General features: G+C 72.4%; 29 protein-coding genes. 13 read left to right on the top strand and 16 right to left on the bottom strand.

Annotated elements, in window-relative coordinates; genetic code table 11:
• Positions 1–26 precede the first annotated feature (26 nt).
• Positions 27–626, top strand: a complete 600-nt coding sequence (locus tag PZB75_RS01420) for an XRE family transcriptional regulator (RefSeq protein ID WP_275533436.1) — start codon at positions 27–29, stop codon at positions 624–626.
• A 256-nt stretch (positions 627–882) separates the two neighbouring features.
• Here PZB75_RS01420 and PZB75_RS01425 read toward each other — a convergent pair whose 3' ends face one another.
• From PZB75_RS01425 to PZB75_RS01440, 4 genes are all read right to left on the bottom strand, one after another.
• Entirely contained in the window at positions 883–1,845 is a 963-nt protein-coding gene (locus PZB75_RS01425) for an electron transfer flavoprotein subunit alpha/FixB family protein (protein ID WP_275533437.1), read from the bottom strand.
• Between the two features lie 459 nt (positions 1,846–2,304).
• A complete protein-coding gene (locus PZB75_RS01430) occupies positions 2,305–3,090 on the bottom strand; it encodes an electron transfer flavoprotein subunit beta/FixA family protein (RefSeq protein ID WP_275533438.1) in 786 nt (261 codons plus the stop codon).
• Between the two features lie 201 nt (positions 3,091–3,291).
• Positions 3,292–3,795 carry a flavin reductase family protein gene (locus PZB75_RS01435; protein ID WP_275533439.1) on the bottom strand — a complete coding sequence of 168 codons (504 nt, stop codon included), beginning with the start codon at positions 3,793–3,795 and terminating at the stop codon, positions 3,292–3,294.
• Positions 3,796–3,991: 196 nt separating this feature from the next.
• Entirely contained in the window at positions 3,992–4,318 is a 327-nt protein-coding gene (locus PZB75_RS01440) for a thioredoxin family protein (RefSeq protein ID WP_275533440.1), read from the bottom strand.
• A gap of 219 nt (positions 4,319–4,537) precedes the next feature.
• Here PZB75_RS01440 and PZB75_RS01445 point away from each other — a divergent pair, with 219 nt between their 5' ends.
• Positions 4,538–5,260 carry a lysophospholipid acyltransferase family protein gene (locus tag PZB75_RS01445; RefSeq protein WP_275538539.1) on the top strand — a complete coding sequence of 241 codons (723 nt, stop codon included), beginning with the start codon at positions 4,538–4,540 and terminating at the stop codon, positions 5,258–5,260.
• Positions 5,261–5,314: 54 nt separating this feature from the next.
• On the opposite strand, the gene PZB75_RS01450 is transcribed toward PZB75_RS01445, so the two are convergent.
• The 4 genes from PZB75_RS01450 to PZB75_RS01465 form a co-directional block, all read right to left on the bottom strand.
• The gene (locus tag PZB75_RS01450; protein WP_275533441.1) at positions 5,315–5,914 is read right to left on the bottom strand and encodes a transglutaminase domain-containing protein; all 600 of its coding nucleotides are present in this window, start codon (positions 5,912–5,914) and stop codon (positions 5,315–5,317) included.
• Between the two features lie 93 nt (positions 5,915–6,007).
• Positions 6,008–7,069 carry a low specificity L-threonine aldolase gene (locus PZB75_RS01455; RefSeq protein ID WP_275538540.1) on the bottom strand — a complete coding sequence of 354 codons (1,062 nt, stop codon included), beginning with the start codon at positions 7,067–7,069 and terminating at the stop codon, positions 6,008–6,010.
• Positions 7,066–7,833, bottom strand: coding sequence for an SDR family NAD(P)-dependent oxidoreductase (locus PZB75_RS01460; protein ID WP_275538541.1), 768 nt, complete (start codon positions 7,831–7,833; stop codon positions 7,066–7,068). Before PZB75_RS01460 ends, PZB75_RS01455 begins: the two co-directional genes overlap by 4 nt.
• 26 nt (positions 7,834–7,859) lie before the next feature.
• Complete coding sequence (locus PZB75_RS01465) at positions 7,860–9,257, bottom strand: DUF6421 family protein (RefSeq protein WP_275533442.1); 1,398 nt, start codon at positions 9,255–9,257, stop codon at positions 7,860–7,862.
• 295 nt (positions 9,258–9,552) lie between these two features.
• Here PZB75_RS01465 and PZB75_RS01470 point away from each other — a divergent pair, with 295 nt between their 5' ends.
• Complete coding sequence (locus PZB75_RS01470) at positions 9,553–10,203, top strand: glycerophosphodiester phosphodiesterase family protein (protein WP_275533443.1); 651 nt, start codon at positions 9,553–9,555, stop codon at positions 10,201–10,203.
• A 227-nt stretch (positions 10,204–10,430) separates the two neighbouring features.
• Here PZB75_RS01470 and PZB75_RS01475 read toward each other — a convergent pair whose 3' ends face one another.
• Positions 10,431–10,988 carry a GNAT family N-acetyltransferase gene (locus PZB75_RS01475; protein WP_275533444.1) on the bottom strand — a complete coding sequence of 186 codons (558 nt, stop codon included), beginning with the start codon at positions 10,986–10,988 and terminating at the stop codon, positions 10,431–10,433.
• Positions 10,989–11,095: 107 nt separating this feature from the next.
• Between PZB75_RS01475 and PZB75_RS01480 the strand changes: the two genes are divergently transcribed.
• The 7 genes from PZB75_RS01480 to PZB75_RS01510 all read left to right on the top strand — a co-directional run bounded on the left by PZB75_RS01480 (position 11,096) and on the right by PZB75_RS01510 (position 15,697).
• Positions 11,096–11,482 carry a VOC family protein gene (locus PZB75_RS01480; RefSeq protein ID WP_275533445.1) on the top strand — a complete coding sequence of 129 codons (387 nt, stop codon included), beginning with the start codon at positions 11,096–11,098 and terminating at the stop codon, positions 11,480–11,482.
• A 281-nt stretch (positions 11,483–11,763) separates the two neighbouring features.
• Entirely contained in the window at positions 11,764–12,387 is a 624-nt protein-coding gene (locus PZB75_RS01485) for a DUF5134 domain-containing protein (protein ID WP_275533446.1), read from the top strand.
• 162 nt (positions 12,388–12,549) lie between these two features.
• Complete coding sequence (locus PZB75_RS01490) at positions 12,550–13,485, top strand: M56 family metallopeptidase (RefSeq protein ID WP_275533447.1); 936 nt, start codon at positions 12,550–12,552, stop codon at positions 13,483–13,485.
• Between the two features lie 268 nt (positions 13,486–13,753).
• A complete protein-coding gene (locus tag PZB75_RS01495) occupies positions 13,754–14,452 on the top strand; it encodes a phosphatase PAP2 family protein (RefSeq protein WP_275533448.1) in 699 nt (232 codons plus the stop codon).
• A gap of 18 nt (positions 14,453–14,470) precedes the next feature.
• Positions 14,471–15,178 (top strand): HAD family hydrolase, encoded by a 708-nt coding sequence (locus PZB75_RS01500; RefSeq protein ID WP_275533449.1) that lies wholly within the window; start codon positions 14,471–14,473, stop codon positions 15,176–15,178.
• Between the two features lie 69 nt (positions 15,179–15,247).
• Positions 15,248–15,427, top strand: a complete 180-nt coding sequence (locus PZB75_RS01505) for a hypothetical protein (RefSeq protein ID WP_275533450.1) — start codon at positions 15,248–15,250, stop codon at positions 15,425–15,427.
• A 45-nt stretch (positions 15,428–15,472) separates the two neighbouring features.
• A complete protein-coding gene (locus PZB75_RS01510) occupies positions 15,473–15,697 on the top strand; it encodes a hypothetical protein (RefSeq protein WP_275533451.1) in 225 nt (74 codons plus the stop codon).
• Between the two features lie 201 nt (positions 15,698–15,898).
• On the opposite strand, the gene PZB75_RS01515 is transcribed toward PZB75_RS01510, so the two are convergent.
• The gene (locus tag PZB75_RS01515) at positions 15,899–16,279 is read right to left on the bottom strand and encodes an ArsR family transcriptional regulator (RefSeq protein ID WP_275533452.1); all 381 of its coding nucleotides are present in this window, start codon (positions 16,277–16,279) and stop codon (positions 15,899–15,901) included.
• Between the two features lie 130 nt (positions 16,280–16,409).
• Here PZB75_RS01515 and PZB75_RS01520 point away from each other — a divergent pair, with 130 nt between their 5' ends.
• Positions 16,410–17,489 (top strand): NADH:flavin oxidoreductase/NADH oxidase, encoded by a 1,080-nt coding sequence (locus PZB75_RS01520; RefSeq protein ID WP_275533453.1) that lies wholly within the window; start codon positions 16,410–16,412, stop codon positions 17,487–17,489.
• A gap of 95 nt (positions 17,490–17,584) precedes the next feature.
• Here PZB75_RS01520 and PZB75_RS01525 read toward each other — a convergent pair whose 3' ends face one another.
• A complete protein-coding gene (locus PZB75_RS01525; RefSeq protein ID WP_275533454.1) occupies positions 17,585–17,995 on the bottom strand; it encodes a hypothetical protein in 411 nt (136 codons plus the stop codon).
• Between the two features lie 38 nt (positions 17,996–18,033).
• The gene (locus PZB75_RS01530) at positions 18,034–18,711 is read right to left on the bottom strand and encodes a uracil-DNA glycosylase (protein WP_275533455.1); all 678 of its coding nucleotides are present in this window, start codon (positions 18,709–18,711) and stop codon (positions 18,034–18,036) included.
• Between the two features lie 248 nt (positions 18,712–18,959).
• On the opposite strand from PZB75_RS01530, the gene PZB75_RS01535 reads away from it, so the two are divergent.
• Positions 18,960–20,069: a BadF/BadG/BcrA/BcrD ATPase family protein gene (locus tag PZB75_RS01535; RefSeq protein WP_275533456.1), complete on the top strand. Its 1,110-nt coding sequence runs from the start codon at positions 18,960–18,962 to the stop codon at positions 20,067–20,069.
• 158 nt (positions 20,070–20,227) lie between these two features.
• Positions 20,228–21,151 (top strand): hypothetical protein, encoded by a 924-nt coding sequence (locus PZB75_RS01540; RefSeq protein WP_275533457.1) that lies wholly within the window; start codon positions 20,228–20,230, stop codon positions 21,149–21,151.
• Between the two features lie 162 nt (positions 21,152–21,313).
• Here the strand turns inward: PZB75_RS01540 and PZB75_RS01545 are convergent, their stop codons facing one another.
• The 4 genes from PZB75_RS01545 to PZB75_RS01560 form a co-directional block, all read right to left on the bottom strand.
• Positions 21,314–22,372, bottom strand: a complete 1,059-nt coding sequence (locus PZB75_RS01545; RefSeq protein ID WP_275533458.1) for a lactonase family protein — start codon at positions 22,370–22,372, stop codon at positions 21,314–21,316.
• 227 nt (positions 22,373–22,599) lie between these two features.
• A complete protein-coding gene (locus PZB75_RS01550; protein ID WP_275533459.1) occupies positions 22,600–23,523 on the bottom strand; it encodes a sensor histidine kinase in 924 nt (307 codons plus the stop codon).
• A complete protein-coding gene (locus PZB75_RS01555) occupies positions 23,520–23,876 on the bottom strand; it encodes an STAS domain-containing protein (protein WP_275533460.1) in 357 nt (118 codons plus the stop codon). Before PZB75_RS01555 ends, PZB75_RS01550 begins: the two co-directional genes overlap by 4 nt.
• Before the next feature lie 187 nt (positions 23,877–24,063).
• A complete protein-coding gene (locus PZB75_RS01560) occupies positions 24,064–25,212 on the bottom strand; it encodes a SpoIIE family protein phosphatase (RefSeq protein WP_275533461.1) in 1,149 nt (382 codons plus the stop codon).
• Positions 25,213–25,277: the final 65 nt, after the last annotated feature.

Below are 25,277 nucleotides of genomic sequence, written 5' to 3' on the forward strand. Positions count from 1 at the left end.
TCGTTGCCGGTATGGCAAATGGAGGTATGACCGCTGATGACGCCCTCTCGTCCGTCCTGACCTCCGTGGGTCCCCGGTTGCGCGCGCTGCGCCGCGAGCGCGGTACGACCCTGGCCGGGCTCAGCGAGTCGACCGGGATCTCCGTCAGCACCCTCTCGCGCCTGGAGTCGGGTGGGCGCAAGCCGACGCTGGAGCTGCTGCTGCCGCTGGCGAAGGCGTACGGTGTGCCGCTGGACGAACTGGTGGGGGCTCCCGCGACCGGTGACCCGCGCATCCACCCGCGCCCCTTCACCCGTCACGACGGGATGACCTTCATTCCACTGGCCCGTCACCTCGGCGGGCTGCACGCCTACAAGCAGGTGATGCCCGTGGGATGGGACCGCTCCGGCCAGAGGCTGGAGCAGCGGGTGCACGAGGGGTACGAGTGGCTGTACGTGCTGTCCGGCCGGCTGCGGCTGATCCTGGGCGAGCACGACCTGGTCCTCACGGCCGGGGAGGCCGCCGAATTCGACACCCGTACCCCGCACGCGTGGGCCAACGCGGGGACGGAGCCGGTGGAGTACCTCAGTCTGTTCGGCCAGCAGGGCGAGCGGATGCATGTACGCGCCCGCCCCACCGCCGACTGATACGTGCCCGGCGCCGGCCGGTAGTCGCCCTCCTCCCTGCCCGGCCGCCCGTCCCCGTCTCGGCCCTGGCCGGAGGGCGCGCCACGGCTGGGCACAGGCGTCCAGGTCCGCCCGGCCGGAAGCGATGATCCGGGTGGCGGAGCGGGCGCGCGGCCGTGCCCGGTCAGTGGTGCCCGGAAACGATCCGGGGCCGCGTGGTGAGAACACCACGCGGCCCCGGGCCTTCGGTCGGACGCCGGGCGCCCGGGAGAAGGGATCAGCCCTTGCGGGTCTTGATCTCGTCGGTCAGCTGGGGCACCACGGCGAAGAGGTCGCCGACGACGCCGTAGTCGACGAGGTCGAAGATCGGGGCCTCGGCGTCCTTGTTGACCGCGACGATCGTCTTCGAGGTCTGCATGCCCGCCCGGTGCTGGATCGCGCCGGAGATGCCGGACGCGATGTACAGCTGCGGCGAGATGGACTTGCCGGTCTGGCCCACCTGGCTGGAGTGCGGGTACCAGCCGGCGTCGACGGCGGCGCGGGAGGCACCGACGGCGGCACCGAGCGAATCGGCGAGCGCCTCGATGACCTGGAAGTTCTCCGCGCCGTTGACACCTCGGCCACCGGACACGACGATCGCGGCCTCGGTCAGTTCGGGACGACCGGTCGACTCGCGGGGGGTGCGGGAGACCACCTTGGTCCCCGTGGCGCTCTTCGAGAACGAGACGGACAGCGCCTCGACGGCGCCCGCGGCCGGGGCGGCCTCGACGGCGGCGGAGTTCGGCTTGACGGTGATGACCGGGGTGCCCCTGGAGACGCGGGACCTGGTCGTGAAGGCGGCGGCGAACGCCGACTGCGTGGCGACCGGCCCCTGTTCGCCGGCCTCCAGGTCGATGGCGTCGGTGATGAGACCGGCCCCGATACGGACCGCGAGGCGGGCGGCGATCTCCTTGCCCTCGGCGGAGGACGGCACCAGCACAGCGGCCGGGGACACGGCGTCGTAGGCGGCCTGGAGCGCGTCCACCTTCGGTACGACGAGGTAATCGGCGAACTCGGCGGCGTCGGCCGTGAGGACCTTCACCGCGCCGTGCTCGGCGAGCGCGGGCGCGGTGGCCTCGGCGCCGGTACCGAGGGCGACGGCGACGGGCTCGCCGATCCGGCGGGCCAGCGTCAGCAGCTCCAGCGTGGGCTTGCGGACGGCGCCGTCCACGTGGTCGACATAGACGAGAACTTCAGCCATGGGAATGCACTCCTGCGGATGCGAGGGATCTGGGGCGATGAGGGTGACGGGCCGGAGGCCGGGACAGGTCCGCGACCACTGCCGTGGCCGGAGGTGTCCGCCCGGACGGGGCGTCGCCCGGTACGTGCGGTCGCCGGCCGGCCGGAACTCCTCGATGAGGCCCCCCGGTCCTCAGGACCGTGAGGGAGGAGCTGTCCGGGCTTCGGCCGAGGCCGCCGGCGTGCGTGCCGGGCGGCGCCACAGGGCAGGGCCCGCCGGGAGCGGCACTGGCGCCGTGACCGGCAATGTCCACCCGGAAGGAGCGTCGTCCGGTGCGTGCGATCGCACGGCGGCCGGCAGTCCTGGAGGGGGTCCCCCTGGTCCTCAAGACCTTGGGGGAGGAACCACCAGGGCTTTCGGCCAACGCCGCGAGCGCGGGTGCTGGGCGACGCGACGGGGCAGAGCTTGCCGGGAGCGGCACTAGATGAACTTCTGGCCCACGAGGAACTCGGCCAGCTGCTTGCCGCCCTCGCCCTCGTCCTTGACGATCGTGCCCGCGGTGCGGGCCGGGCGCTCGGTCGCGGAGTCCACCGCGGTCCAGGAGCCCGCCAGGCCGACCTCGTCCGCCTCGATCTCCAGGTCTTCCAGGTCCAGCGACTCGACCGGCTTCTTCTTCGCCGCCATGATGCCCTTGAAGGACGGGTAGCGGGCTTCGCCCGACTGGTCGGTCACGGACACCACGGCCGGCAGGGACGCCTCCAGCCGCTCGCTCGCGCTGTCTCCGTCGCGGCGGCCCTTGACGGTGCCGTCCTCGACGGAGACCTCGGAGAGCAGCGTGACCTGGGGGACGCCGAGGCGCTCGGCGAGGATCGCCGGCAGCACGCCCATGCTGCCGTCGGTCGACGCCATGCCGCAGACGACCAGGTCGTAGCCGGTCTTCTCGACGGCCTTGGCGAGCACCAGCGAGGTGCCCATGACATCGGTGCCGTGCAGGTCGTCGTCCTCGACGTGGACGGCCTTGTCGGCGCCCATCGACAGCGCCTTGCGCAGCGCGTCCTTGGCGTCCTCCGGGCCCACCGTCAGAACGGTGATCTCCGCGTCGTCCGCCTCGGCGGCGATCTGGAGCGCCTGTTCGACCGCGTACTCGTCGAGCTCCGACAGCAGACCGTCGACGTCGTCACGGTCCAGGGTCAGGTCATCGGCGAAATGCCGGTCGCCGGTGGCGTCGGGCACGTACTTCACACAGACAACGATCCTCAAGCTCACGCCGGCTCTCCTACTTGCATCGTCATTTCCGGGCTGCCTTGTTGCACGCAGCATAGGCGCCTGATGGGGCGGTTTCCGGTCGGGGCGACCGGCGCACCGGGCGAAATATTACTCGCCAGTACAACCATTGCCTTCCCCGTCGGCAAGCGCTTCGAACTGTGACCTTCCCAACGCGGTTCTCCCCACACCGACCGGGAACCCTCAGTCGCGCAGAGCGTTGAAGCGCCCCTGGTGGTAGAGGAGCGGCCGTCCTCCCCCGGAGGGGTCGCCGATCACCGCGCGCGCGATGACGATCCGGTGGTCGCCCGCCGGTACCCGTGCCACCACCTGGCACACCAGCCAGGCCGGGACGCCTGCCAGCACCGGCACCCCGTGCGGTCCCTCGTGCCAGTCGGTGGACGGGCCGAACCGGTCGGCGCCGCTGCGCGCGAAGGTGGTGGCCAGCTCCCGCTGGTGTTCGCCGAGTATGTGGACACCGACGTGCTCGGCCTCCGCCAGGACCGGCCAGCTGGAGGACGAGACACCCACACCGAACGAGATGAGCGGCGGATCGGCGGCGACGGAGTTGAGCGAGGTCGCGGTGAAGCCGACCGGGTGGTCACCGGCCGCCGTGATCACCGCGACGCCCGCGGCGTGCTGTCGGAAGACGGAACGGAGGAGGTCGGGTGAGGCCGTCCGGGCGCCGAGGTCGGGCGAAGCCGTCATGGAACTGTCCTTCTGTGAGGGGTGTCTACGGGGCCTTGGTCGTTCGGGGACCCGGACAGCGCGCGCTCGCGTTTCGGGCGAGGTCCACATGGACGCGCCCGTACAGAAGGGGTTCTGACGGCATGGCGTCAGGCTGACGAGGCGAGGACCGCGCGGTCAAGAGCGTTCCACAAGGTGGGAGATGTGTCACGGTCCGTCACATCACCCTTCCCAGAGCCGCCACGACGTCGGCCGTGCGCGGCTGCCCGGCCGCGCGGCGCACGATCAGGCCGGTGGCGTCGAGCACCAGGACGGTCGGGGTGCCGCTGATCCCCAGCTTCCGTACGAGAGTGAGATGCGCCTCGGCGTCGATCTCGACATGGGCGACCCCGTCCACCATCCCCGCCACCTCCGTGAGGGTCCGCCGGGTGGCGCGGCAGGGCTGGCAGAAGGCGCTGGAGAACTGCACCAGTGTCGCCTTTTCCCCCAGTTCCGCGCCGAGTTCGGCGGAGTCCAGTCTGTCCGCACCTGCCCGCCCGTCCACTTCCGGCCTCCCCTCAGAGCTCTTCGTAAGAGGTCAGCACCGCGCGCACCTCATACATTCCCGACGGTTCCACGTGACGAGAATCTCGCGCCCCGGGCCTTTCGAGACTGGCGACCGCGACGCGCATGGGGCACGATCGGCCCAATGCCGAAAACCTACGGCTGCGTAACTTCCGCCCGGGAGACCCCTCCCCAGGCGCTGAAGAAGGGTCCTCTCCAGATGGCAGAACTCGTCTATCGGCCGGTCATCGGCGCCGCTCGCACTCTTTTCAAGGCGCTGGACCTGAAGATCGACACTCAGGGTTCGGAGCACATCCCGCGGACCGGGGGCGCGGTGCTGGTGAGCAATCACATCAGCTATCTGGACTTCATCTTCACCGGCCTCGCCGCGCTGCCGCAGAAGCGGCTGGTCCGGTTCATGGCGAAGGAATCCGTTTTCCGGCACAGGATCTCCGGGCCTCTGATGCGCGGCATGAAACACATCCCGGTGGACCGCGAGCAGGGCGAGGACGCGTACGCGCACGCGCTCGCGTCGCTGCGTTCCGGTGAGATCGTGGGTGTGTTCCCCGAGGCGACCATTTCGCAGTCGTTCACGCTGAAGAGTTTCAAGTCCGGCGCGGCGCGGCTGGCGCAGGAGGCGGGCGTTCCGCTGATCCCGATGGCCCTGTGGGGGACCCAGCGGCTGTGGACGAAGGGGCGGCCGCGCAATTTCAGGCGCAGCCACATTCCCGTGACGCTCCGCGTGGGCGAGCCCATGGAGGCACCGACGGACCAGTACGCGGGCGCGATCACCCGACGGCTGCGGGGGCGGATGCAGGAACTTTTGGAGGCGGCGCAGCGCGCCTACCCCGTACGCCCGAAGGACGCCGGCGACACCTGGTGGGTGCCCGCGCACCTCGGCGGTACGGCTCCGACGCCCGCCGAGCTGCGCGGGCGTGCCTGACAAGGGGCCTGAAGCCTGACGGCGGTGGGCCGGGGCGGCGGCCACCCATGGCCGTCAGAGCTCAGCGGGCAGGATCTGCCAGAGGTGCGGGCGGTCCCGGGCGGAGCGCAGGGCGTGCAGCACTCCCGGGTGCGGCGCCGCGTGGAGGCCGGGATGGTCCACCCCGTCGGTGCCCGGGAGCACCGGCCAGGCCAGTCGTTCCCCGTCCAGTGAGAACCGGGCGTCGACGCCCGGCCCGTTGCCTCGTGGGTCCTGCCGGTCCCAGCGGTCACGCCCGGGGAGCCGGACGGCGACGAGTCCGTGCAGCATCGGGCGTTCGCCCTCCTCGGTGCTCGGCCGCTGATAGCAGAGGGCGGTGGGGACGCCCTCGGCGCGCAGCAGCGCGGCGAGGGCGTGCGCCTTGGCGTGGCAGATGCCGGTGCGGGTGGCGAGGACGTCGGAGGCCCGCCAGGTGACCCGGAGGTCGCCCGAGTCCGCGGAGTGCGCGATCGTGTCGCGTACGAACTCGAAGGCGGCTTCGGCGTATGCGTATGCGTCCCCGGCATCCGCTGCCAGGCGGGCGGCGGTCCTCCGCACCAGCGGGTGTTCATGGTCGATGGCCTCGTCGGCCGCGAGATAGGGCGCGAGACCGGGGGCGCGCTGAATCAGTTCCATGACCGCCCAGCGTAGGTGTGCGCGCGAGCCGGTGCAATGATTTTCCGGTCGAGCGCATACCTATGCACTTTGGAGTGTCAGGCGGCCGGGCTGTCAGGCGGCCATTTCTTCCTTGAGCGCCTGGACGAACGCGTCGACGTCGTCCTCCGTGGTGTCGAAGGCGCACATCCAGCGGACGTCCCCGGCCTTCTCGTCCCAGAAGTAGAAGCGGAAGCGCTTCTGGAGACGTTCGCCGACCGCGTGCGGCAGCCGCGCGAAGACCGCGTTGGCCTGAACGGGGTGAAGGATCTCCACCCCGTCCACCGCGCGTACGCCCTCGGCGAGCCGCTGCGCCATGGCGTTGGCGTGACGGGCGTTGCGCAGCCAGAGGTCACGCGCCAGCAGTGCCTCCAACTGCACGGACACGAAGCGCATCTTGGAGGCGAGCTGCATCGAGAGCTTGCGCAGATGCTTCATCGCCCGCACGGCGTCCGGGTCGAGCACGACGACGGCCTCACCGAAGAGCGCCCCGTTCTTGGTGCCGCCGAAGGAGAGGACGTCGACGCCGGCCGCGTTGGTGAAGGCGCGCATCGGTACGTCCAGCGACGCGGCGGCGTTGGCCACCCTCGCCCCGTCGAGATGGACCTTCATGCCATGCCCGTGGGCGTGCTCGCAGATGGCGCGGATCTCGTCGGGGGTGTAGACGGTGCCCAGCTCGGTGTTCTGTGTGATCGACACGATCTGCGGCATGGCGCGGTGCTCGTCGTCCCAGCCGTACGCCTCCCGGTCGATGAGTTCGGGGGTGAGCTTGCCGTCCGGGGTGGGCACGGTCAGCAGTTTGAGGCCGCCCACGCGTTCCGGGGCGCCGCCCTCGTCGACATGGACGTGTGCGGAGTCGGCACAGATCACGGCGCCCCAGCGGTCGGTGAGCGCCTGGAGGGCGACGACGTTCGCGCCGGTTCCGTTGAAGACGGGGAACGCCTCGGCCGTGGGGCCGAAATGGCTGTGCATGACTCGCTGGAGGTGTCCGGTGTAGTCGTCCTCGCCGTACGCGACCTGATGACCGCCGTTGGCCAGGGCGAGGGCGGCCAGGATCTCCGGGTGGGCCCCCGCGTAGTTGTCGCTGGCGAATCCTCGTACCAGCGGGTCATGGTGACGCCGCGCGTCGGTCCTCAGGGTTGCGGGGTCAGCCACAGGCGCTTTCCGTTCACTTCCGGGGCGGGCCGCTCCCAGACGCCGGCGATGGCATCGGCCAGATCCCGGACGTCGGTGAAACCCGCGAACTTCGCATGGGGGCGCTCGGCGCGCATCGCGTCGTGCACCAGTGCCTTGACGACCAGGATCGCAGCCGCGGTCCTCGGCCCGTCCTCGCCCCCCGCCTTGCGGAAGGCGTCGGCGAGGGCCAGCGTCCACGCCTCGGCCGCGGCCTTGGAGGCCGCGTAGGCGGCGTTGCCCGCGGTGGGCCTGCTCGCGCCGGCGGCGCTGATCAGCAGATAGCGGCCCCGGTCGCTGCGCTGGAGGGCTTCCTGGAAGGCGAGCGAGGTGGCCTGGACGGTGCGGATCAGCAGCTTCTCCAGGAGGTCCCAGTCCGCGAGGTCGGTCTCGGCGAACGTGGCGCTGCCGCGCCAACCGCCGACGAGATGGACCATGCCGTCGATCCCGCCGAACTCCTGCTCGGTCTTCTCCGCCCACTCCCGGGCGGCGCCGATGTCGAGCAGGTCGACGGTGTCGCCGGTCACCGTGGCGCCGCCGTGCGCGTACCGGGCGGCGTCGACGGCCTCGGCGAGACGGGCGGCGTCGGCGTCGGACGCGACCACGGTCGCGCCCGCCTCGGCCAGTCTGAGCAGGGTGGCCCGGCCGGCCGCTCCGGCCGCTCCGGCCACGGCGATCACCGCGCCTTCGAGCGTGCCGCTCACATCGGGCCTGTCGTCGCCGTTCATGGCCACCGCCTCCTCGTCATGGGTGTTCACGCGGCCGCGCCTTCGGCGCCCGCCGCGGTGATCCCCTTGGTGGAGGCGATCACGTGCTTCAGCTTCTTGGCGAGTGCCTCGTAGAACATGCTCAGCGGAAACTCGTCCGGAAGCACGTCGTCGACGAGTTTGCGGGGCGGCTGCGTCAGGTCCAGCGCGTCCGGGCCCTTGGCCCAGCGGGACCCGGGGTGCGGGGCGAGATAGCTCGCGACCAGGTCGTACGCGGCGAACCAGTGGACCAGCTTGGGGCGGTCGATGCCGTCGCGGTAGAGCTTCTCGATCTCGGCGCAGAGCTGGTTGGTGACCTGTGGGGCCCGCGCCCAGTCGATCGTGAGGGTGTTGTCGGTCCAGCGCACCACGTCGTGCCTGTGGAGGTACGCGAAGAGGAGCTGGCCGCCGAGTCCGTCGTAGTTGCGTACGCGCTCGCCGGTGACCGGGAAGCGGAACATCCGGTCGAACAGCACGGCGTACTGCACGTCGCGCCCCTGCTCGACACCGTCCGCTTCGAGCTTCACGGCCTCCTTGAAGGCGGTGAGGTCGCAGCGCAGTTCCTCCAGTCCGTACATCCAGAACGGCTGGCGCTGCTTGATCATGAAGGGGTCGAACGGCAGGTCGCCGTGGCTGTGCGTGCGGTCGTGGATCATGTCCCACAGCACGAAGGCCTGCTCGCAGCGCCGCTGGTCGCCGACCATCGCACGGATGTCGTCGGGGAGTCCCAGCCCGAGGAGGTCCACGGACGCCTCGGTGACACGGCGGAACCTGGCGGCCTCACGGTCGCAGAAGATGCCGCCCCAGCTGAACCGCTCGGGGGCCTCGCGCACGGCGATCGTCTCCGGGAAGAGCACCGCCGAGTTGGTGTCGTAGCCGGAGGTGAAGTCCTCGAAGGTGATGCCGCAGAAGAGCGGGTTGTCGTAGCGGGTGGCTTCGAGGTGGGCGAGCCAGTCCGGCCAGACCATGCGGAGCACGACCGCTTCCAGGTTGCGGTCCGGGTTGCCGTTCTGCGTGTACATCGCGAAGACGACCAGGTGCTGCAGGCCGTCCGCGCGCTCCTTGGCGGGCTGGAAGGCGAGCAGCGAGTCGAGGAAGTCGGGCACGCCGAATCCGTCGGCCGCCCAGCGGCGCAGATCGGCGACGAGGGCACGGTGGTACGCGGCGTCGTGCGGGAGCAGCGGGGAAAGCTCCTCGACCGCGCCGGTGATCCGGCCGAGAACCGCCTCCACGGCCGTCCGGGAGGGCGCGCCGTCCGCCGCGAAGTCGACGGAGCCGTCCTCGGACTGCCAGGGACGGATCTCCTCGACGGCATCCTTGAGCGTGGGCCAGGCCGGGTGCTCGACCACCCGCTGGGCGGCAGCCGCGCCGCCGGCCGGGGCGTCGTGCGCAAGAATTTCCGTCATAACACTTCCTCCACGGGAGAACCTTCCGTGACGCCACCGTATCCATGTGCGGTTCCTTGAGACAAGTGCGGATCAGAAAGTTATCCTGTCCGACCTTGATATCACCGCAGTTCTTCCGGTTGTTCGGCGATGAAACGGCATCTTCCGTCGCGGTGGCGACCAGGCCCTCCGAGTGGGACACCTCAGCACGGTTGCGGGGCCACGCCTGGGTAGGAACCCTCTCGCGCGGGGAGTCAGCCTTCTCACGGAAGCGGGAGTCGTCTTGTCTTTTGTCACCATCGGTCATCGCGGCGTCATGGGAGTCGAACCCGAGAACACACTGCGCTCCTTCGTCCACGCGGAGCGCGCCGGGATGGACGCCATCGAGCTGGATCTGCATCTGAGCAAGGACGGGGCACTCGCCGTCATGCACGACGCCGACGTGGACCGTACGACCGACGGCACGGGGGCCGTCGCCGGGATGACCCTGGCCGAGTTGCGTGAGCTCGACGCCGGACAGGGCGAACGGGTTCCCGTCTTCGAGGAAGTGCTCGACGCCGTCCGCTCCCCCGTGCAGGCGGAGATCAAGGACGTCGCGGCGGCGCGGGCGCTCGCGGAGGTGATCAGGCGGCGGGACCTCGCCGACCGGATCGAGGTGTCGTCGTTCCACGACGAGGCGGTCGCCGAGATCGCACAACTGCTGCCCGACGTGCGGACCGTTCTCATCGCGAGCCGCTGGCGGGCGGACGTGGTGGACCGGGCCAAGGCCGTGGGCGCGGCGACGCTGGCGCTGAACATCCGCCGTCTCACGCTGGAGGTGGTCGAACAGGCGCATGGCGCGGGGCTGAGGGTCATCGGCTGGGTGGTGAACACCCCGGAACACCTCCGGCTGGCGCGCGCCTTCGAGCTGGACGGGGCGACCACCGACTTCCCCGAGATCCGCCGGGCGGGCCGCTTCACCGCCTGAGGCGGCCGGAGAAACGGGGGCGGGATGGCGTCACCCCCGGCGAAGGGGACGGAGGCGATCGCGTCCGAGGGGCGTCCCCGGTCCGCGGAGGCGGTCGCGTCCGAGGGGCGTCCCCGGGCAGGTGGCGTGCCTGTGAGCGCAGACGTACGGGTGCGAGGCCGGCGGGTGGAACGTGCCGGCACGGCTCGGCCGGTCGCGTCACCGGGCCCGTGGCCGACGGACGGCCGTCAGCCCTGACCCAGATCCTTGACCAGGAGCTCGAAGGCGAGATCGTCGCGTCGCGGAATACCGAAACGCTCGTCGCCGTACGGGAAGGGGCTCATCCTTCCCGTACGGCGGTAGCCACGCCGCTCGTACCAGGCGATCAGCTCCTCGCGGACCGAGATGACGGTCATCTGCATCTCGGACACCCCCCAGTCCTCCCTGGCCGAGCGCTCGGCCTCCGCGATCGTCAGCTTGCCGAGTCCTGCGCCCTGGAGACCGGGGCGGACCGCGAACATTCCGAAGTAGGCGGCCTCACCCCGGTGTTCCAGGTGGCAGCAGGCGACCATGGCGCCGTCCCGTTCGACCACGAGCACGCGGCTGCCGGGCGCGGACAGTGTCGCGCGCACCCCGTCCGGGTCGGTGCGCTGTCCCTCCAGGATGTCCGCCTCGGTGGTCCAGCCGGCGCGGCTGGAATCCCCGCGGTACGCCGATTCGATCAGCGCCACGAGTTCGGGCACATCGGCGTCCGTCGCGTCGCGGAACGCGGTTCGGCCGGTCTCCCGGGGCAGTGCGGTGTCCATGGGGAACTCTCCGTTCTTCCGCCGCGGCCTCCCGCGGCGCGTGGTCCGTCGCACCGTGGCTCGTTTCGGCCGGCCCCGGCGCGGGCCCAGGACACTAGTGTCCTGGCATGGTTCATGTACTGAGCAGTCGCGTCCTGCTGCGTCCGACCGATCCCGAACGATCGCGGGCATTCTACGGAGAGGCCCTGGGTCTGCCGGTCTACCGGGAGTTCGGCACCGGTCCCGAGCGGGGCACGGTGTACTTCCTGGGCGGCGGCTTCCTGGAGGTCTCCGGCCGATCGGCCGAGCCGCCCGCGCCCGGCACGGAGCTGTGGCTCCAGGTCGCGGACGTACGGGCGGCGCACGAGGAACTGGGGGCCCAGGGCGTGCCGGTCCTCCGTGCGCCGGTGCGTGAGCCGTGGGGGCTGATCGAGATGTGGATCGCGGATCCGGACGGAGTGCGCCTGGCGGTGGTGGAGGTACCCGCCGACCATCCGCTGCGCCACCGGCCCTGAACCCCGCGCCCGTCGGCCCCGGCCCCCCGCGCCACCGGTCCCGCACGGGCCTGGACGGGCCTGGACGGGGCCGGACGGGCCCGCCGGGCGTCCTGGGGTGCCGCGCCGCGCCCCGGCGGCAGACCGGACCACATCGCACGCCCCCCGTGCCCCTCCGTGTGTCACGTGCGCTCCCGGCGTACCCCCGCCGTACACGTGTGCGCCGCGTACGTCCCCCGGGGTCCGGGCATCGAACTGGTCGAGGTTGTCGGCGACGTACGTCCGACGGTGGGGGGTGCGTTGTGCATGGTTCGGCCATGTCCGGCTGGTTGCTGATGGCGTTGTGCGCCGCGACGGGGGCGTACTGCCTGCTGCGGGCGCGGTGCGAGGCGGCGGAGGAGCGCCGGACGGCTCGCGCGGAGGCGCTGATGGGCTTCGGCATGGCCGCGATGGCGTTACCCGCGGCGGTCGTGCCCCCGCCGGCCTGGGCATGGGTGGCGTACGCGGTGCTGTTCGGCGCGGCCGCGCTGCGCGCGCTGCGGACCGCACGGCGGGGCGGGCACCATCTGCACCATCTGGTCGGCTCGCTGGCGATGGTCTACATGGCGCTGACGATGGCGCCGGGCATCGGCGGGGCCGGGCACGGTGCGGGTGGTGCGCACGCCGGTCACGGCTCCGGGGCGGTCGCGCCGACGGCGGGCGGTATACCGCTGCTGACCGGTCTGCTGCTCGTCTACTACGCCGTCTACGTGCTCCGCTCGGGGGCCCGGCTGATACCGGCCGGCGCCCCGGGGGCGGAGGCCGGCGGCGGTGCGGGGGCCGGGAGGGGGAACGGGTGGGGCGCCTGGGGCGCCCGTCCCGAACTCGTCCCCGCCTGCCGGCTGACGATGGGCATCGGGATGCTGGCGATGCTGCTGCCGCTGTGAGCGCGGTCGCGGAATGCGGCGCGGCGACGGGGACGCCTGGCGGGCTGAGCTGCGGCGGCCCGTGCGGCGGGCGGCTCGCGGGAAACGCCACAGCGACGTGGCGTACGTCACTTGCCGGGCGCAGCCGTACCAGCGGGGCCACACCCCTCATAGGCTGACGGCATGTTGGTCTCCCTCGCGCTGCTGCTGCTCGGCGCACTGGCCGCCGTCGTGACCCCACGGCTCATGGCGCGGGCCCAGTGGCCGGAGCGCGAGCCCGTGGTGGCGCTGTGGGTGTGGCAGTGCGTGGTGGCAGGGGTACTGCTGTCGTTCGGCCTCTCCATGACGTTCAGCGCCTCGGCCGCCTGGCAGGAGGTGCGCGGCCAGGTCTTCGCTCCCGCGCCGCGCGCCGTCGTCGAGGCGTACGCCCTGGCCGCGTACGGGCCGTGGTCGGCCGTGATCGCCGTGCTGCTGGCCCTCGGCGGTGTGTGGACCGCCGCGATGCTGACCCGGGAGATCCGGCGCGCCCGGGTACGGCGCAGGCGCAGCCGGGCGGAGCTGCTGGTGCGTTCTCCGCTGCTGCCCGGTGAGGAGCCGGGCGCGGGCCGGCTCGTCGTCCTGGAGGGCGAACGCCCCGATGCCTGGTGGCTGCCCGGCGCCGCGCCCCGGCTGGTCATCACGACGGCGGCACTGGGTCGTCTCAAGGGCCGCCAGCTGGACGCGGTCCTGGCGCACGAGCAGGGCCACGCGCAGGCCAGGCACGACTGGCTGCTGCACTGTTCCGGCGCGCTGGCCGCGGGTTTTCCGCAGGTGCCGGTGTTCGCCGCGTTCCGTGACGAGATGCACCGGCTCGTCGAACTGGCCGCCGACGACATGGCGTCGCGCCGCTTCGGCCGGCTGACCACCGCGCTGGCGCTGGTCGGACTCAACGAGGACCGGGGCGTGTTCGGCCCCTGCCCGGCCCCGGGCGCACAACTACCGCTGCGGGTGAACCGGTTGCTCGCTCCGGTGAACCGGCTCACGGCGGGCCGTCGGCTGCGGCTCACCGCGGCAGCCGCCCTGGTGCCGGTCGTCCCCCTGCTGGTCGCCTTCGTTCCGGGACTCAGCGCACTGAGCTGAGGGCAGCTGTCCCGTTCTCCCTGATGGGGCGGCTCTCTCAGGGCCACTCGTCCTGGTGCGCGCCGGGCTCACCGCCCCGGCACGCGCCGCTGGTGCCGGCCCCGGCCACCGACCGCTCCCGGTGGGTCCGTTTCCCGCTTCGCGGCCCGCGGCACCGGCCCGCAGGCACCGGCCACCGCTCACCGGCCCCCGCGGATCTACCCCGATCCACACCGATCCGGGCGGAAGATCCTGCCCGGACGCCGCGCCCATCCGCGAGGATCGTCCTATGCACTCCCCCACGCTCTCCCCGCCGGACCGTGCGACCCCGCCCCCGGCGGGCCTCCGGACGGGCGCCGTCTGCGCCTTCCTCGCGGTGGCACTCACGGTCCTGGTCACCGCGCGCTGGTCGCCGCTGATGTCACTGGACCGTACGGTCGCCGACGCCCTGCACCGCCGGGCGGTGGCGGAACCCGGTCTCGTCGGGGTCAGCCGGGTGCTGACGGACTGGGTGTGGGACCCCTGGACCATGCGCGCGCTGATCGCGGTCGCGGTGATCGCCCTGTGGAGGGGCGGTGCCCGTGTGCTCGCCCTCTGGGTGGCGGTGACGAGCGCGCTCGCCGCCGTCGTCCAGCAGGGGCTGAAGTCCGCTGTCGGCCGGGACCGTCCGCGGTGGCCGGACCCGGTGGACTCCGCGCACTACGCGGCCTTCCCCTCCGGGCACGCCATGACCGCGGCGGTCAGCTGCGGGCTGCTGCTGTGGCTGCTGCGCCGCCACGCGGTGACACCGCCGGTGTGGCGGGCCGCGGCTGTGGCCGCCGCGGTCTCGGTGGCCGGGGTGGGGGCGACCCGGGTGTACCTGGGGGTGCACTGGATGAGCGATGTGCTGGGCGGCTGGCTGCTGGGAGCGGCGCTGGTGGCGTTCTCGGTCGCGGCCCACGCCAGGTACACCTCGGACGGACGGGCCCTGTTGCCGCCCCGCTCCTGAGGAGGGCAGGATCGCCGCATGGCGGTCAAAGGCGCGCTCTTCGACTTCTCCGGGACCCTGTTCCGCATCGAATCGGTCGAGTCCTGGCTGCGGGCGGCGCTCAGGGAGCGGGGGCTGGTGCTCGACCCGGCGGACTTCGCCCGGTACACCGCGCGGCTGACGGCCGCGGGCGCTCTGCCCGGCGGGCCGCCGCCGCGACGGGTTCCCCCACGGCTCGCCCCGGCCTGGGAGGTCCGGGACGAGAGCGCGGAGCTTCACCGGGCCGTGTACACGGGGCTGGCCAGGGAGGCCGGGCTGCCCGATCCGGGGCTGTACGACGCGCTGTACGAACGCCACAGGTCGCCCGCCGCGTGGACGCCCTACCCCGACGCCGCCGAGGTCCTGGCCGGGCTGCGCCGCGCCGGTGTCCGGGTCGGTGTGGTCAGCAACATCGGCTGGGATCTGCGCCCGGTGCTCCGCGCGCATGGACTGGACCCGCTGATCGACGCCTACGTCCTGTCGTACGAACACGGGGTCCAGAAGCCCGATCCGCGCGTCTTCCGCACCGCGTGCTCGCTGCTGGGCCTCGCTCCGGCGGACGTGGTGATGGTGGGCGACGACCGTCGCGCGGACGGCGGCGCGGCGAAACTGGGCTGTGCGGTGCGCTTCGTGGACCATCTGCCGGTGGCCGAACGGCCGGACGGACTGCGGTCCCTCGGTCTGGTGAGGACGGACGAACCCATGTGAGGGATGTGTGAGCGATATCCCGTCGCAGCGGGGGTGGGATTGCCGCGCCGGGGCCGTAGCCTGGTCCGTATGTCCTCTTCTCCGCCCTCGTCCGGTTCCGTGCGTTCCGCCACCGTGGTCAATGAGGAGATTCGCGATCTGTGGCAGCACGCCGACGGCTCTCTGTCCCCCGAGGACGAGGCCGAGTACCAGCGCCTGCTCGTCGAGTGGGCCGCGGTGACCGGTTCGAGCGACAGGTCGGCAGCCTGAGCCGGTCCCACGGCCCGGACAGCGGATCTGGCGCACCATGGAGACATGGCTACTCCCCCGATCGTGATATCCCGCCCGTCCCCCTCGGGTGGCCGACGCGTCACCGTGCAGCGCGACGGACGCGTCCAGATCCTGGGCCTCGCCCATTCCGACCATGATGTGATCGTGTTCCTGGCGACCGCGGGGCTCGACGACCCCGAGCGGGTCCTGGACAGTCCCGAGTGGACGGAGTGGCGCGGCGGCCGGGCGCACCGGTACGAGGCGGCCTGATCACCGATGGCCCCCGGCGCGGCTGACCGGCCGTGCGGAAGCGGCCGGAGTACGTACGGCGGTACGGGACGCGGCCAGGTACGGGCGGCGGTACGGGACGCGGCCAGGTACGGACGGCGGTACGGGACGCGGCCAGGTACGGACGGCGGTACGGGACGCGGCCAGGTACGGACGGCGGTACGGACCGTACGGCGTCACCGGTCAGCCGCGGTCGATCCGCCCGGCCTGGCGCTCGACCGCATCGAGAACGCTGTCCAGCAGTCCGGGGAAGAGGGCGTCCAGGTCGTGTCTGCGAAGCCCGTTCATCTTGGCGGTCCCCCGGTAGGTCTGCCGGATGACGCCGCTCTCGCGCAGCACCCGGAAGTGGTGCGTGGTCGTCGACTTCGACACCGTGAGCCCGAAACAGGAACAGCTCAGCTCACCCTCGGCGAGGGCCAGTTCCCGGACCACGAGCAGTCGTGTCGGGTCGGACAGCGCGTGGAGCACGTCCTCGATCCTGATGTCGCCGCGGTCGGGGTGCGCGAGCGCGCGAGCGCCGGTCGCCGGGGCCGCACCGTCAGCGGCGGCGGGTGCGAGGGTCACGGTGACTCCACTTCGTCCGGGCCCCGTTGTACGAGAACCATCGTAGTTTGACACTTAGCGTACTACGAGGTCTATCGTACAAGACGGGGCGGCAGCTCCCTGCCCTCCCCCGCACGAGAATGGAGCCCCCGTGAGCGCGTTGTTCGAGCCTCTGACCCTCCGGTCGCTGACCTTCCCGAACCGGGTCTGGATGGCACCCATGTGCCAGTACTCCGCCGCGTCCTCCGGCCCCGGGACGGGCGTCGCCACCGACTGGCACTTCGCCCACTACGCGGCGCGCGCCATCGGGGGGACCGGTCTGATCCTGACCGAGGCGACGGCCGTCAGCCCGGAGGGCCGGATCAGCCCCTCGGACCTCGGCATCTGGAACGACACCCAGGTCGCCGCGCTGCGCAGGATCACCGACTTCCTGAAGTCGCAGGGCACCGTTCCGGGCATCCAGATCGCTCATGCCGGGCGCAAGGCGTCGACAGCGGCGCCCTGGACGGGCGGCGCGCCGCTCGGCCCGGAGGAGGGTGGCTGGCAGCCGCTGGGTCCCAGCCCGGTGCCCTTCGACGAGCGTCATCCGGTACCCACAGAGCTGTCGGCAAATCAGATCCAGCGGATCGTGGGCCAGTTCGCCGACGCGGCCAGGCGTGCGCTGGACGCCGGTTTCGAGGTCGCCGAGGTGCACGGCGCGCACGGCTATCTGATCGGCGAGTTCCTTTCCCCGCACAGCAACCACCGCACCGACGGTTACGGCGGCTCCTTCGACAACCGCGTCCGCTTCGCCCTTGAGGTCGTCGACGCCATGCGGGCCGTGTGGCCGCGGGACAAGCCGCTGTTCTTCCGGATCTCCGCCACCGACTGGCTGGACGGGGACGGCTGGACCGGTGACGACACCGTGCGGTTCGCGGCCCTGCTCAAGGAGCACGGCGTGGACCTCCTGGACGTCTCCACCGGAGGCAACGCCGCCGGGGTACGCATCCCGGTAGGCCCCGGGTACCAGGTGCCGTTCGCGGCCCGTGTCAGGAGCGCGACCGGGTTGCCGGTCGCCGCCGTAGGTCTGATCACCGAGGCCGGGCAGGCCGGGAAGATCCTCGCCAACGGCGAGGCGGACGCGGTGCTCCTCGGCCGTGAACTGCTGCGGGACCCGTCGTGGGCGCACCGCGCCGCGCGGGAACTGGGCGGCGACGTGCGCGTCCCCCAGCAGTACCACCGATCGGTCTGAACCGGTCCGCGTCCCGGATCACCGCTCCGGACGGTTCCGTTCCGGCCGGAGACGTCGTCGCGCTGACCGCTCCGGCCGGGCCGCCGACGCGGGGCTCAGCCCCGGCGCCGGAGACCGATCCCCGCGTCGGCGGCGTAGCTCTGGGTCCAGGTGCGTCCGCCGTTCGACACCCAGGTGATGTGCGCGTCGTCCCCGTCGACCCTGACCCGCTCCACGGTCATCACACGCTCACCGTCGCGCACGTCACCGCGCCGCAGTTCCCGCGCCTCGACGGTCACCGGGTCCGCCGACCGCACGCGCTCCGCCTCGTCGGCGGCGCGGACCAGGGCGGCGGCCAGTTCCCGTACGGCCGCGGGAGTACGGGACAGGGTGACGTCCTCCTCCCCGTCCCGTCCTCGCAGCCCGATCAGAATCCCGCCGCCTTCCGCGCCGGGACGGACCTCCAGTGTCAGCCGGTGCCCGGTGCCGTCCCCGGCCGTACCGCTCTCTTCCGCCCAGGTGTCCATGGGCCCATTGTGACCCGCGCCGCCGGGATCACCGCCGGTCAGGGCAGGCGCCAGTCCACGGGCAGGGCGCCCTGGCGGGCCAGCAGATCGTTGGTGCGGCTGAAGGGCCGTGAACCGAAGAAACCCCGGTCCGCCGACATGGGGGACGGATGGGCGGACTCGACGGCGGGCAGATCGCCCAGCAGGGGGCGCAGGTTGCGGGCGTCGCGCCCCCACAGCACGGACACCAGCGGCGTTCCCCGCCCGACCAGAGCGCGGATGGCCTGCTCGGTCACTTCCTCCCAGCCCTTGCCCCGGTGCGCCGCCGGCCTGCGGGGCGCGGTGGTCAGCGCCCTGTTGAGCAGCAGCACACCCTGTCGGGTCCAGGGCGTCAGGTCGCCGTTCGACGGGCGCGGCAGCCCCAGGTCCGCGTGCAGCTCCCGGAAGATGTTCTCCAGGCTGCCGGGCAGCCGGGTGACCTCGGGGGCGACCGAGAAGCTGAGCCCGACGGCCATTCCCGGTGTCGGATAGGGGTCCTGACCCATGATCAGGACGCGTACCTCGTCGAAGGGCTGCTGGAAGGCACGCAGGACGTTCGCCCCGGCCGGCAGATAGGTGCGTCCCGCCGCCACTTCCGCACGCAGGAAATCACCCATCTCGGCGATACGTCCGGCCACCGGGCGCAATGCCTCGGCCCAGCCGGGCTCGACAACTTCGTTCAACGGTCGTGCTGTCACGGAAGATCACTCTACCGGCGTAGCGGGGGTGTTCCTCCTGCCCCTGTCTCCGTCCGCCGGCCCGGAGGGCGACTCCCGGGAGGAGCCCCGGGAGAGGCGGGTCTCGGGACAGCCCTTAGGCTGCCGTCGTCACTCGTCACTTCTTCCTGGGGACGGTCCATGAGGTCGCGCGGCTCCTCGGACGGCAGCGGTGGGCGCCGCCGGCTTCCGGGACCACGGGGCGCCCTCCTCCCCGCCGGGCCGCCGTCGTGAAGGGCACGGCGGGCGCCGGAGTGCCATGGGTGCTCGGGGTCGACTCGGGAGGTTCGGGGCTGCGCGTGGCCCTCGGGCCGGTTGCCGGCTCCGGCGACGGCGACGTGCCGGTGGTCACGGCCGGCTGCGCCGAACCGGTACGCACGGGTCCGTCGGGGATCGACGCCGGACATCTGCTGGCACAGCTGCTGCCCGCCGTCGCGGAACTGCGCACGGAGGCCCGGGGGGCCGGACACGGCGAGGTGCCGGTCGTGGCGGCTGCGGTGGGGGCCGCCGGGATGGCGACGCTGGGTGACCGGCTGCGCGCGGAACTTCCCGCCGCGCTGGAGAACGCCCTCGGTGTACGAAGGCTCGCACTGGCCGCCGACGCGGTGACCGCGTACGCGGGAGCGGTCGGCCAACGGCCCGGGGCGGTCGTCGCCGCGGGCACGGGCATGATCGCGCTGGGCACGGATCTGACGAGCTGGCGGCGGGCGGACGGCTGGGGTCATCTGCTGGGCGACAGCGGTGGCGGGGCGTGGATCGGCCGGGCCGGGCTCGAAGCGGCGATGCGCGCCCACGACGGGCGGCGCGGCGGGTCGGCCACGTTGCTGGCCCGGCTGCGAGCGGTGTTCGGTCCGGCGTCCGAACTGCCCGGTCTGCTCTATCCGCGTACCGACCGGCCGGCCCTGCTCGCCTCCTTCGCCCCGGAGGTGGCCCGCTGCGCGGCGGCCGATCCCGTCGCGGCGGGCATCCTGCGGGAGGCGGCGCGTCATATCGCGGAGGCCGCCGTCGCGGTCTGCCCACCGGCACCCGGGACCGGCGTGGACAGCGGCCCGGACACCGGAGCGGCTGCCGGACCGTACGAGGCCGGGGAGGGGCACGGGCCGTACGAAGTGGCGCTGACCGGTGGACTGTTCCGGATGGGCGCTCCGCTCCTGGTACCGCTGCGCGAGGAACTGGCGCGGCAGCTCCCGTACGCGACGCCGGTGACCGCCACCGACGGTCCCCTCACGGGGGCGTTCCGGATCGCCCGGGCGCTGGCCACGGACGGTCTGCGGCTGCCGCTCCATCCGACACTGCTTCACATACCGGGCGCCCACACCGGGCCGGAGCCGGGCGGGTGAGGAACACCGCCCACAGCGGGTCGAACAGACGGAGACAGTCATGAGACAGAGCGGGGCATTCGGAAGTTAAGCCACTCATCGGATAAAAGCGGACAGATAACGTTTGACCGGGCCCTCCCCGCGCGGCAGACCACCCAAAACCAGTAGCATGCGGCGCCATGAGCACCCCCACTGGGCCCGCTTCCGGCCTGCCTGTACGAATGCCGCGACCTCGCCAGTCCGGACGGCACCGCCGCCCGGAGCCCGTGGTCGCACCCGAGGGCGCCGCCGCGCTCGTCCTGGCCGTTCCCGGCCCCCCTTCGCCGGCCACTCGTAGCCTCGCCGAAGAGGTCATCAGCATCGCCCGTTCCGAGCTGCCCGGCCTGAACGCACGGATCGGGTACCTCGACGGCGACGACGAGGAGTTCCCGACGCTGACGTCCGTGCTCGCGCACGCCGCGGCCGAGCGTGTCACGCGCTTCGAGCAGGCGAAGGCCGCGGGCCATGAGGTCTCCGCACCCGAGGGTCCGGCCGGTGTGGTCGTGCCCCTGCTCGCCGGTCCGGACAGCGCGCTGATCCGGCGGATACGGCAGGCCGTCATGGACAGCCGCGCGCCGGTCGAACTGACCGATGTGCTCGGTCCGCACCCGCTGCTCGCGGAAGCCCTTCACGTACGGCTGGCGGAGGCGGGCCTGGCCCGCGCCGACCGTGCCAGGCTGTTCACCGTGGCCACCGCCGCCGACGGCATCGTGCTGGCCACCGTGGGCGGCGAGGAGGCCGTGCGGGCCGCCGGGATCACCGGGATGCTGCTGGCCGCCCGGCTCGCGGTGCCGGTCATGGCCGCCGCACTCGACGTGGACGGTTCGGTCGCCTCGATCGCCGAGCAGCTGAAGAACTCGGGCTCCGCCCAGCTCGCGCTGGCGCCGTACCTGGTCGGTCCCGAGATCGCCGACGGACTGCTGGACTCCGCGGCGAAGGAGGCAGGCTGCGCGACGGCCGACGCGCTCGGCGCCTATCCGGCGATCGGGAAGCTCGTCCTGTCCAAGTACACGGCGGCGCTCGGCATCTCCCCGGCGGTCCAGCAGGGAGTACAGGTCCACTGACCCCGGTCCGCCGGGCAGGTGAGGGGGAGCTTCAGCCGGTCAGCACGGTGTGCGACGGGGTCGGTACCGATCGGATGAACCGGTACCGGCCCCGCCGTCGCGTTCCGCGCCCGACGGGGTGTCCGCGCCGGTCGTGGAAGGCGTACGCGGACGCGTACGGCCTCAGACGAAGACGACGCAGGAGGCGGCCGGTACGTCGACCGAGCCCGCGAGGGCAGGAACTCCGGTCGCCGGGTCGACGCCGAACCAGCTGACGTCCCCGGAGCGCTCGTTGGCCGCGTACAGCCACCGGCCGGTGGGGTCGAGGGCCAGGTCGCGCGGCCAGTGGCCACCGCAGTCCACGGTCGTGACCAGGGACAGCCGCTCGCCCGTCGCGTCGAGGGCGAGGACCGAGATGCTGTCGTGGCCCCGGTTGGCGGTCCAGACGAACCGTCCGCCGGGAGCGACGACGATCTCGGACGGATAGACACGTACCTCGGGGTCGGTGACCGCGTCGTCGGGCAGGAGGGCCGTCTCGCCGAGCGGTTCGAGTGTTCCGGCGGAGGAGTCCCAGTGGCAGACCGTGACGGTCGGTTCCAGCTCGTTGACGACGTACGCGTGACCGCCGCCGGGGTGGAAGGCCAGATGACGCGGCCCGGTCCCGGGGCGCAGCGGTGTCTCGCTGTGCACGCGCAGTGCGCCGGTGTGCGCGTCGAGCGCGCACACCCGTACGGAGTCGGTGCCGAGGTCGACGCTCAGCACCCAGTTCCCGGAGGGGTCGGGCAGCACCTGGTGGGCGTGCGGACCTTCCTGACGGTCGGGGTCCGGGCCCCCGCCCTGGTGCCGGAGTACGGACACGGCTGCGCCCAGGGTGCCGTCGGCCAGGACCGGGACCGTGGTGACGCTTCCGGAGCCGTAGTTGGCGGTGACGAGGTGGCCGCCCGCGAGGGCCAGATGGGTGGGTGCCTCGCCGTCCACCGGACGGACCTCACCGGCCGGGCGGGGCAGTTCGCCGCTGATGTCGAACGCGGCGGCGGCCCCGTGGCCGGTCTCGCTGACCGCGTAGAGCGCGGCGCCGTCGGGGGCCGGGGCGAGGAACGAGGGGTCGGGGACGGTGTCCGTGGCACCCAGTACGGTCAGCGCGCCGGTCTCCGGGTCCACCGCGGCGGCGGTGATGCCGCTCCCGCCCGCCGAAGTGAAGGAACCGATGAACGCCCGCCGCCCCACACCGTTGCCGCCCACCGTGCATCCCCTTTTCGCCGAGTGGCCGCGGTCGTTCGAACAACCGCGCTCTTCCGCGCAGACGGTAGCAGCCGTGCCCGTATTGGTCCGGACCTGACCACTGTCCGGTCCGCACCGGACGCGTCGTCCGGCCGTCGGCCGGGCACGGCTGGAGCGCGGAGCGGCGTGCCGCGATCCCGCCCGCCCTTCCCCTCTCCGCGGTGCGTGCGCGGGAGGGGCGCCGGGCGTCAGTTCGCCAGGTGGAAGCGGATCGTGGTGCCTTCGGGGCCGGTGTGCACGCGGACCAGGTCGGTGAGGTAGTGGACTATCAGCAGTCCCCGGCCGCCGATCTGTTCGGGCGGCGGCGGGCGGCGGCCCGCGAGCGGGTCGGCCAGGTGCCCCGCGTCCGTGACCTCGCACAGGACCTGTCCGTCCTGTGTCCAGACGCGTACCGTGCCCGATCCACCACCGTGCACCACGCTGTTCGTGGTCAGCTCGGCGACGGCCAGGGTGAAGTCCTCCAGCCGCTCGTCCGTCAGGCCCAGACGCCTGGCCCGGTCGACCGCGAAGTCCCGCGCGCCGGGCAGGAGCTCGGCTCCGAAGGCGAAGGCGGCCGCACGCGACGGACGGGCCAGCGGCTGGTTGTAGACGGCGACGACATGGTCGGGGTCGTACGTCCCGCTGCGCTCCTCACGTCCCGCGTCGACGACCACGGGATGTGTGGCGTACGCGTCGGCGAGCACCGCCTCGTCCAGCCGCGCGGCGTCGTACGGGCAGACGATGGTGACGTCCCGGTCGTGGAACGCGGCGTTGATCAGCGCCTCGTGCTGCACACAGGCGGGGTATTCGGCCTCGGTACGGCCGGGCCAGATCGGCTCCCCGATGATGCGCACCCGTCCGGCGGGATGGGCGTCGGCGAAGGCCCGCAGCACCTTGGGAATGATCCGACCCGGGTTGCGCCCCGCGTCGGCCATGTCGATGAACCGCACCGCCCCGGCGTCCGTGCCCAGTTCGGTGCGCAGCAGACCGAGCCTGCTGCCCGGGACCGCCACCGCCACCGGCTCGCCCGCGGCGAGACCGTCCTGGACGAACGGCACCGTCCCGGCGAGGTATTCCTGGTCGTCCCGGTAGAACAGCGCCGGATGAACGAACGGTTCGGACACCTGCGTCACGTCGTCACCTCGATCGCTGACAAGTCGGGCCAGAACAGTTCCAACGCGCGCCGCAGCGGGCGTGGCGGTGCCTTGAGGACCATGGATCGTCCGGTGCCGAGCTGCTGGGCCGCGACCGCCACGGCGGACGCGCCCGCGACATCGACGAAGGACACGGACGACAGGTCCAGATAGACATCGCCGCTCCCTCCCACCAGGCTCTCCAGCGCGTGCTCCCACGCGGCGCGTGTGGTCAGCGTGACCTCACCGGCCGCGCGCACCCCTGGCGGGTCCGTCAGCGAACGCAGTTCCAGCACGGCCGCCCTCGGCGGCGCGGATGCCGTGAACGGGTCCGCACCGTGTGAGTCGTCCACCCTCCGACCTCCCCCTGTCTCAGGACCGGGGCATCATCCCACACCGCCCCGGAGCGCCGGGGCGGCCCGTCCCCCATCACTCCGAGGGCCCGGTGGGCCCTTCCTCGAACCGCCGGCCCGCCGGGGAAGGACCGGCCGGCCGGGCGGTGTCCTCCACCGGTAGCGGGCGGAGCCGCGCGGTGCTCGCTCACCTGCCCCATTCCAGGTGCACGACGGCCCGGTCGTCCTTGTGCCCGCCGTACTCGGCCGACAGCTCCTGCGTCTCGGTGATGAGCGTGTCCACGAGGCTTCCGGCGAGCAGCCCTGCGTGCTTCCGGGCCAGCGCCAGAAGTCCCTCTTCGCCCAGGCGCTGCCCCCCGGGACCGGTGCGCCCCTCGAACAGGCCGTCGGTGAACAGGACCAGGGCTCCTGACGGGGGCAGGGCGAGTTCGGTCTCGGGCCAGCGGGCCAGCCCGGCGGGCAGCAGACCGAGGGCCGGCCCGCCCTCGGTCTCCACCAGTTCCGCGCCGCGTGTGTGGGAGATGAGGAGCGCGGGCGGGTGCCCCGCGCGCTGTGACGTCACGGTGTCCAGCCGGGGCGAGAAGGTCAGGCTGGTGACCGTGGCGAAGATCTCCTCCCGGGCGCGCTCGGCGTTGAGGATCTCCTCCATCAGATGCATCAGGGTGTCGCCCCGCGCTCCAGCGAGGGTGAAGGAGCGCCAGGCGACACGGAGGCAGACGCCGAGGGCGGCCTCGTCGGGGCCGTGGCCGGAGACGTCGCCGATCAGGGCGCGGACGCTGCCGTCCGACGATTCCACCACGTCGTAGAAGTCGCCTCCGAGCAGTGCCTGCTCGCGGCCTGGTTCGTACCGGGCGTGGACGCGGATGGTGTCGGAACGCAGGAGCGGGGAAGGGAGCAGCCCTCGCTCCAGGCGGGCGTTCTCCTCGGCGCGCAGCCGGCTCGCCTGGATGGCGGACGCGGCCCGCTCGCTCTGGCGGCGCTGGACCGCGTAGCGGATCGACCTTCCGAGGGCGGAAGGTTCGATGAGCCCTTTGAGGAGGTAGTCCTGGGCTCCGGCACTGACCGCGGACAGCCCGGTGCTCTCTTCGGCCAGCCCTGTCAGGACGACGACGGCGGCACGGGGCGATGCCCGCAGGATCGCCCGGACGAGGTCCAGGCCCTGCGCGTCGGGCAGGTGAAGGTCGAGCAGTACGCACTGGGGCGTGTGTGTGCTCCGCAGGGCGGCCTCCGCCTCCGCCAGCGACCGGGCCCGCCGCAGCTCGGTGACCAGCCCGGTGTCCGTCAGCATCTCCTCCACCAGCAGCGCGTCCCCGTCGTCGTCCTCCACGAGCAGCATGGTGAGGACGGTGCCGGCCGGGGGTGTTCCCTCGTCCGGTACGGGCAGTGGCAGGCCGCCTGTTC

The organism is Streptomyces sp. AM 4-1-1, from assembly GCF_029167625.1.
In the GTDB taxonomy this organism is placed as follows: Bacteria; Actinomycetota; Actinomycetes; order Streptomycetales; family Streptomycetaceae; genus Streptomyces.

Coding starts and splice junctions, on each gene's coding strand:
- PZB75_RS01420 (WP_275533436.1), top strand. CDS start 27: ATGACCGCTGATGACGCCCTCTCGTCCGTCCTGACCTCCGTGGGTCCC.
- PZB75_RS01540 (WP_275533457.1), top strand. CDS start 20,228: ATGAGCACCCCCACTGGGCCCGCTTCCGGCCTGCCTGTACGAATGCCG.
- PZB75_RS01460 (WP_275538541.1), bottom strand. CDS start 7,833: ATGAACGGCGACGACAGGCCCGATGTGAGCGGCACGCTCGAAGGCGCG.
- PZB75_RS01490 (WP_275533447.1), top strand. CDS start 12,550: ATGTTGGTCTCCCTCGCGCTGCTGCTGCTCGGCGCACTGGCCGCCGTC.
- PZB75_RS01475 (WP_275533444.1), bottom strand. CDS start 10,988: ATGGACACCGCACTGCCCCGGGAGACCGGCCGAACCGCGTTCCGCGAC.
- PZB75_RS01480 (WP_275533445.1), top strand. CDS start 11,096: ATGGTTCATGTACTGAGCAGTCGCGTCCTGCTGCGTCCGACCGATCCC.
- PZB75_RS01560 (WP_275533461.1), bottom strand. CDS start 25,212: ATGCTGCTCGTGGAGGACGACGACGGGGACGCGCTGCTGGTGGAGGAG.
- PZB75_RS01445 (WP_275538539.1), top strand. CDS start 4,538: ATGGCAGAACTCGTCTATCGGCCGGTCATCGGCGCCGCTCGCACTCTT.
- PZB75_RS01450 (WP_275533441.1), bottom strand. CDS start 5,914: ATGGAACTGATTCAGCGCGCCCCCGGTCTCGCGCCCTATCTCGCGGCC.
- PZB75_RS01470 (WP_275533443.1), top strand. CDS start 9,553: ATGGGAGTCGAACCCGAGAACACACTGCGCTCCTTCGTCCACGCGGAG.
- PZB75_RS01465 (WP_275533442.1), bottom strand. CDS start 9,257: ATGACGGAAATTCTTGCGCACGACGCCCCGGCCGGCGGCGCGGCTGCC.
- PZB75_RS01500 (WP_275533449.1), top strand. CDS start 14,471: ATGGCGGTCAAAGGCGCGCTCTTCGACTTCTCCGGGACCCTGTTCCGC.
- PZB75_RS01425 (WP_275533437.1), bottom strand. CDS start 1,845: ATGGCTGAAGTTCTCGTCTATGTCGACCACGTGGACGGCGCCGTCCGC.
- PZB75_RS01510 (WP_275533451.1), top strand. CDS start 15,473: ATGGCTACTCCCCCGATCGTGATATCCCGCCCGTCCCCCTCGGGTGGC.
- PZB75_RS01435 (WP_275533439.1), bottom strand. CDS start 3,795: ATGACGGCTTCGCCCGACCTCGGCGCCCGGACGGCCTCACCCGACCTC.
- PZB75_RS01525 (WP_275533454.1), bottom strand. CDS start 17,995: ATGGACACCTGGGCGGAAGAGAGCGGTACGGCCGGGGACGGCACCGGG.
- PZB75_RS01495 (WP_275533448.1), top strand. CDS start 13,754: ATGCACTCCCCCACGCTCTCCCCGCCGGACCGTGCGACCCCGCCCCCG.
- PZB75_RS01505 (WP_275533450.1), top strand. CDS start 15,248: ATGTCCTCTTCTCCGCCCTCGTCCGGTTCCGTGCGTTCCGCCACCGTG.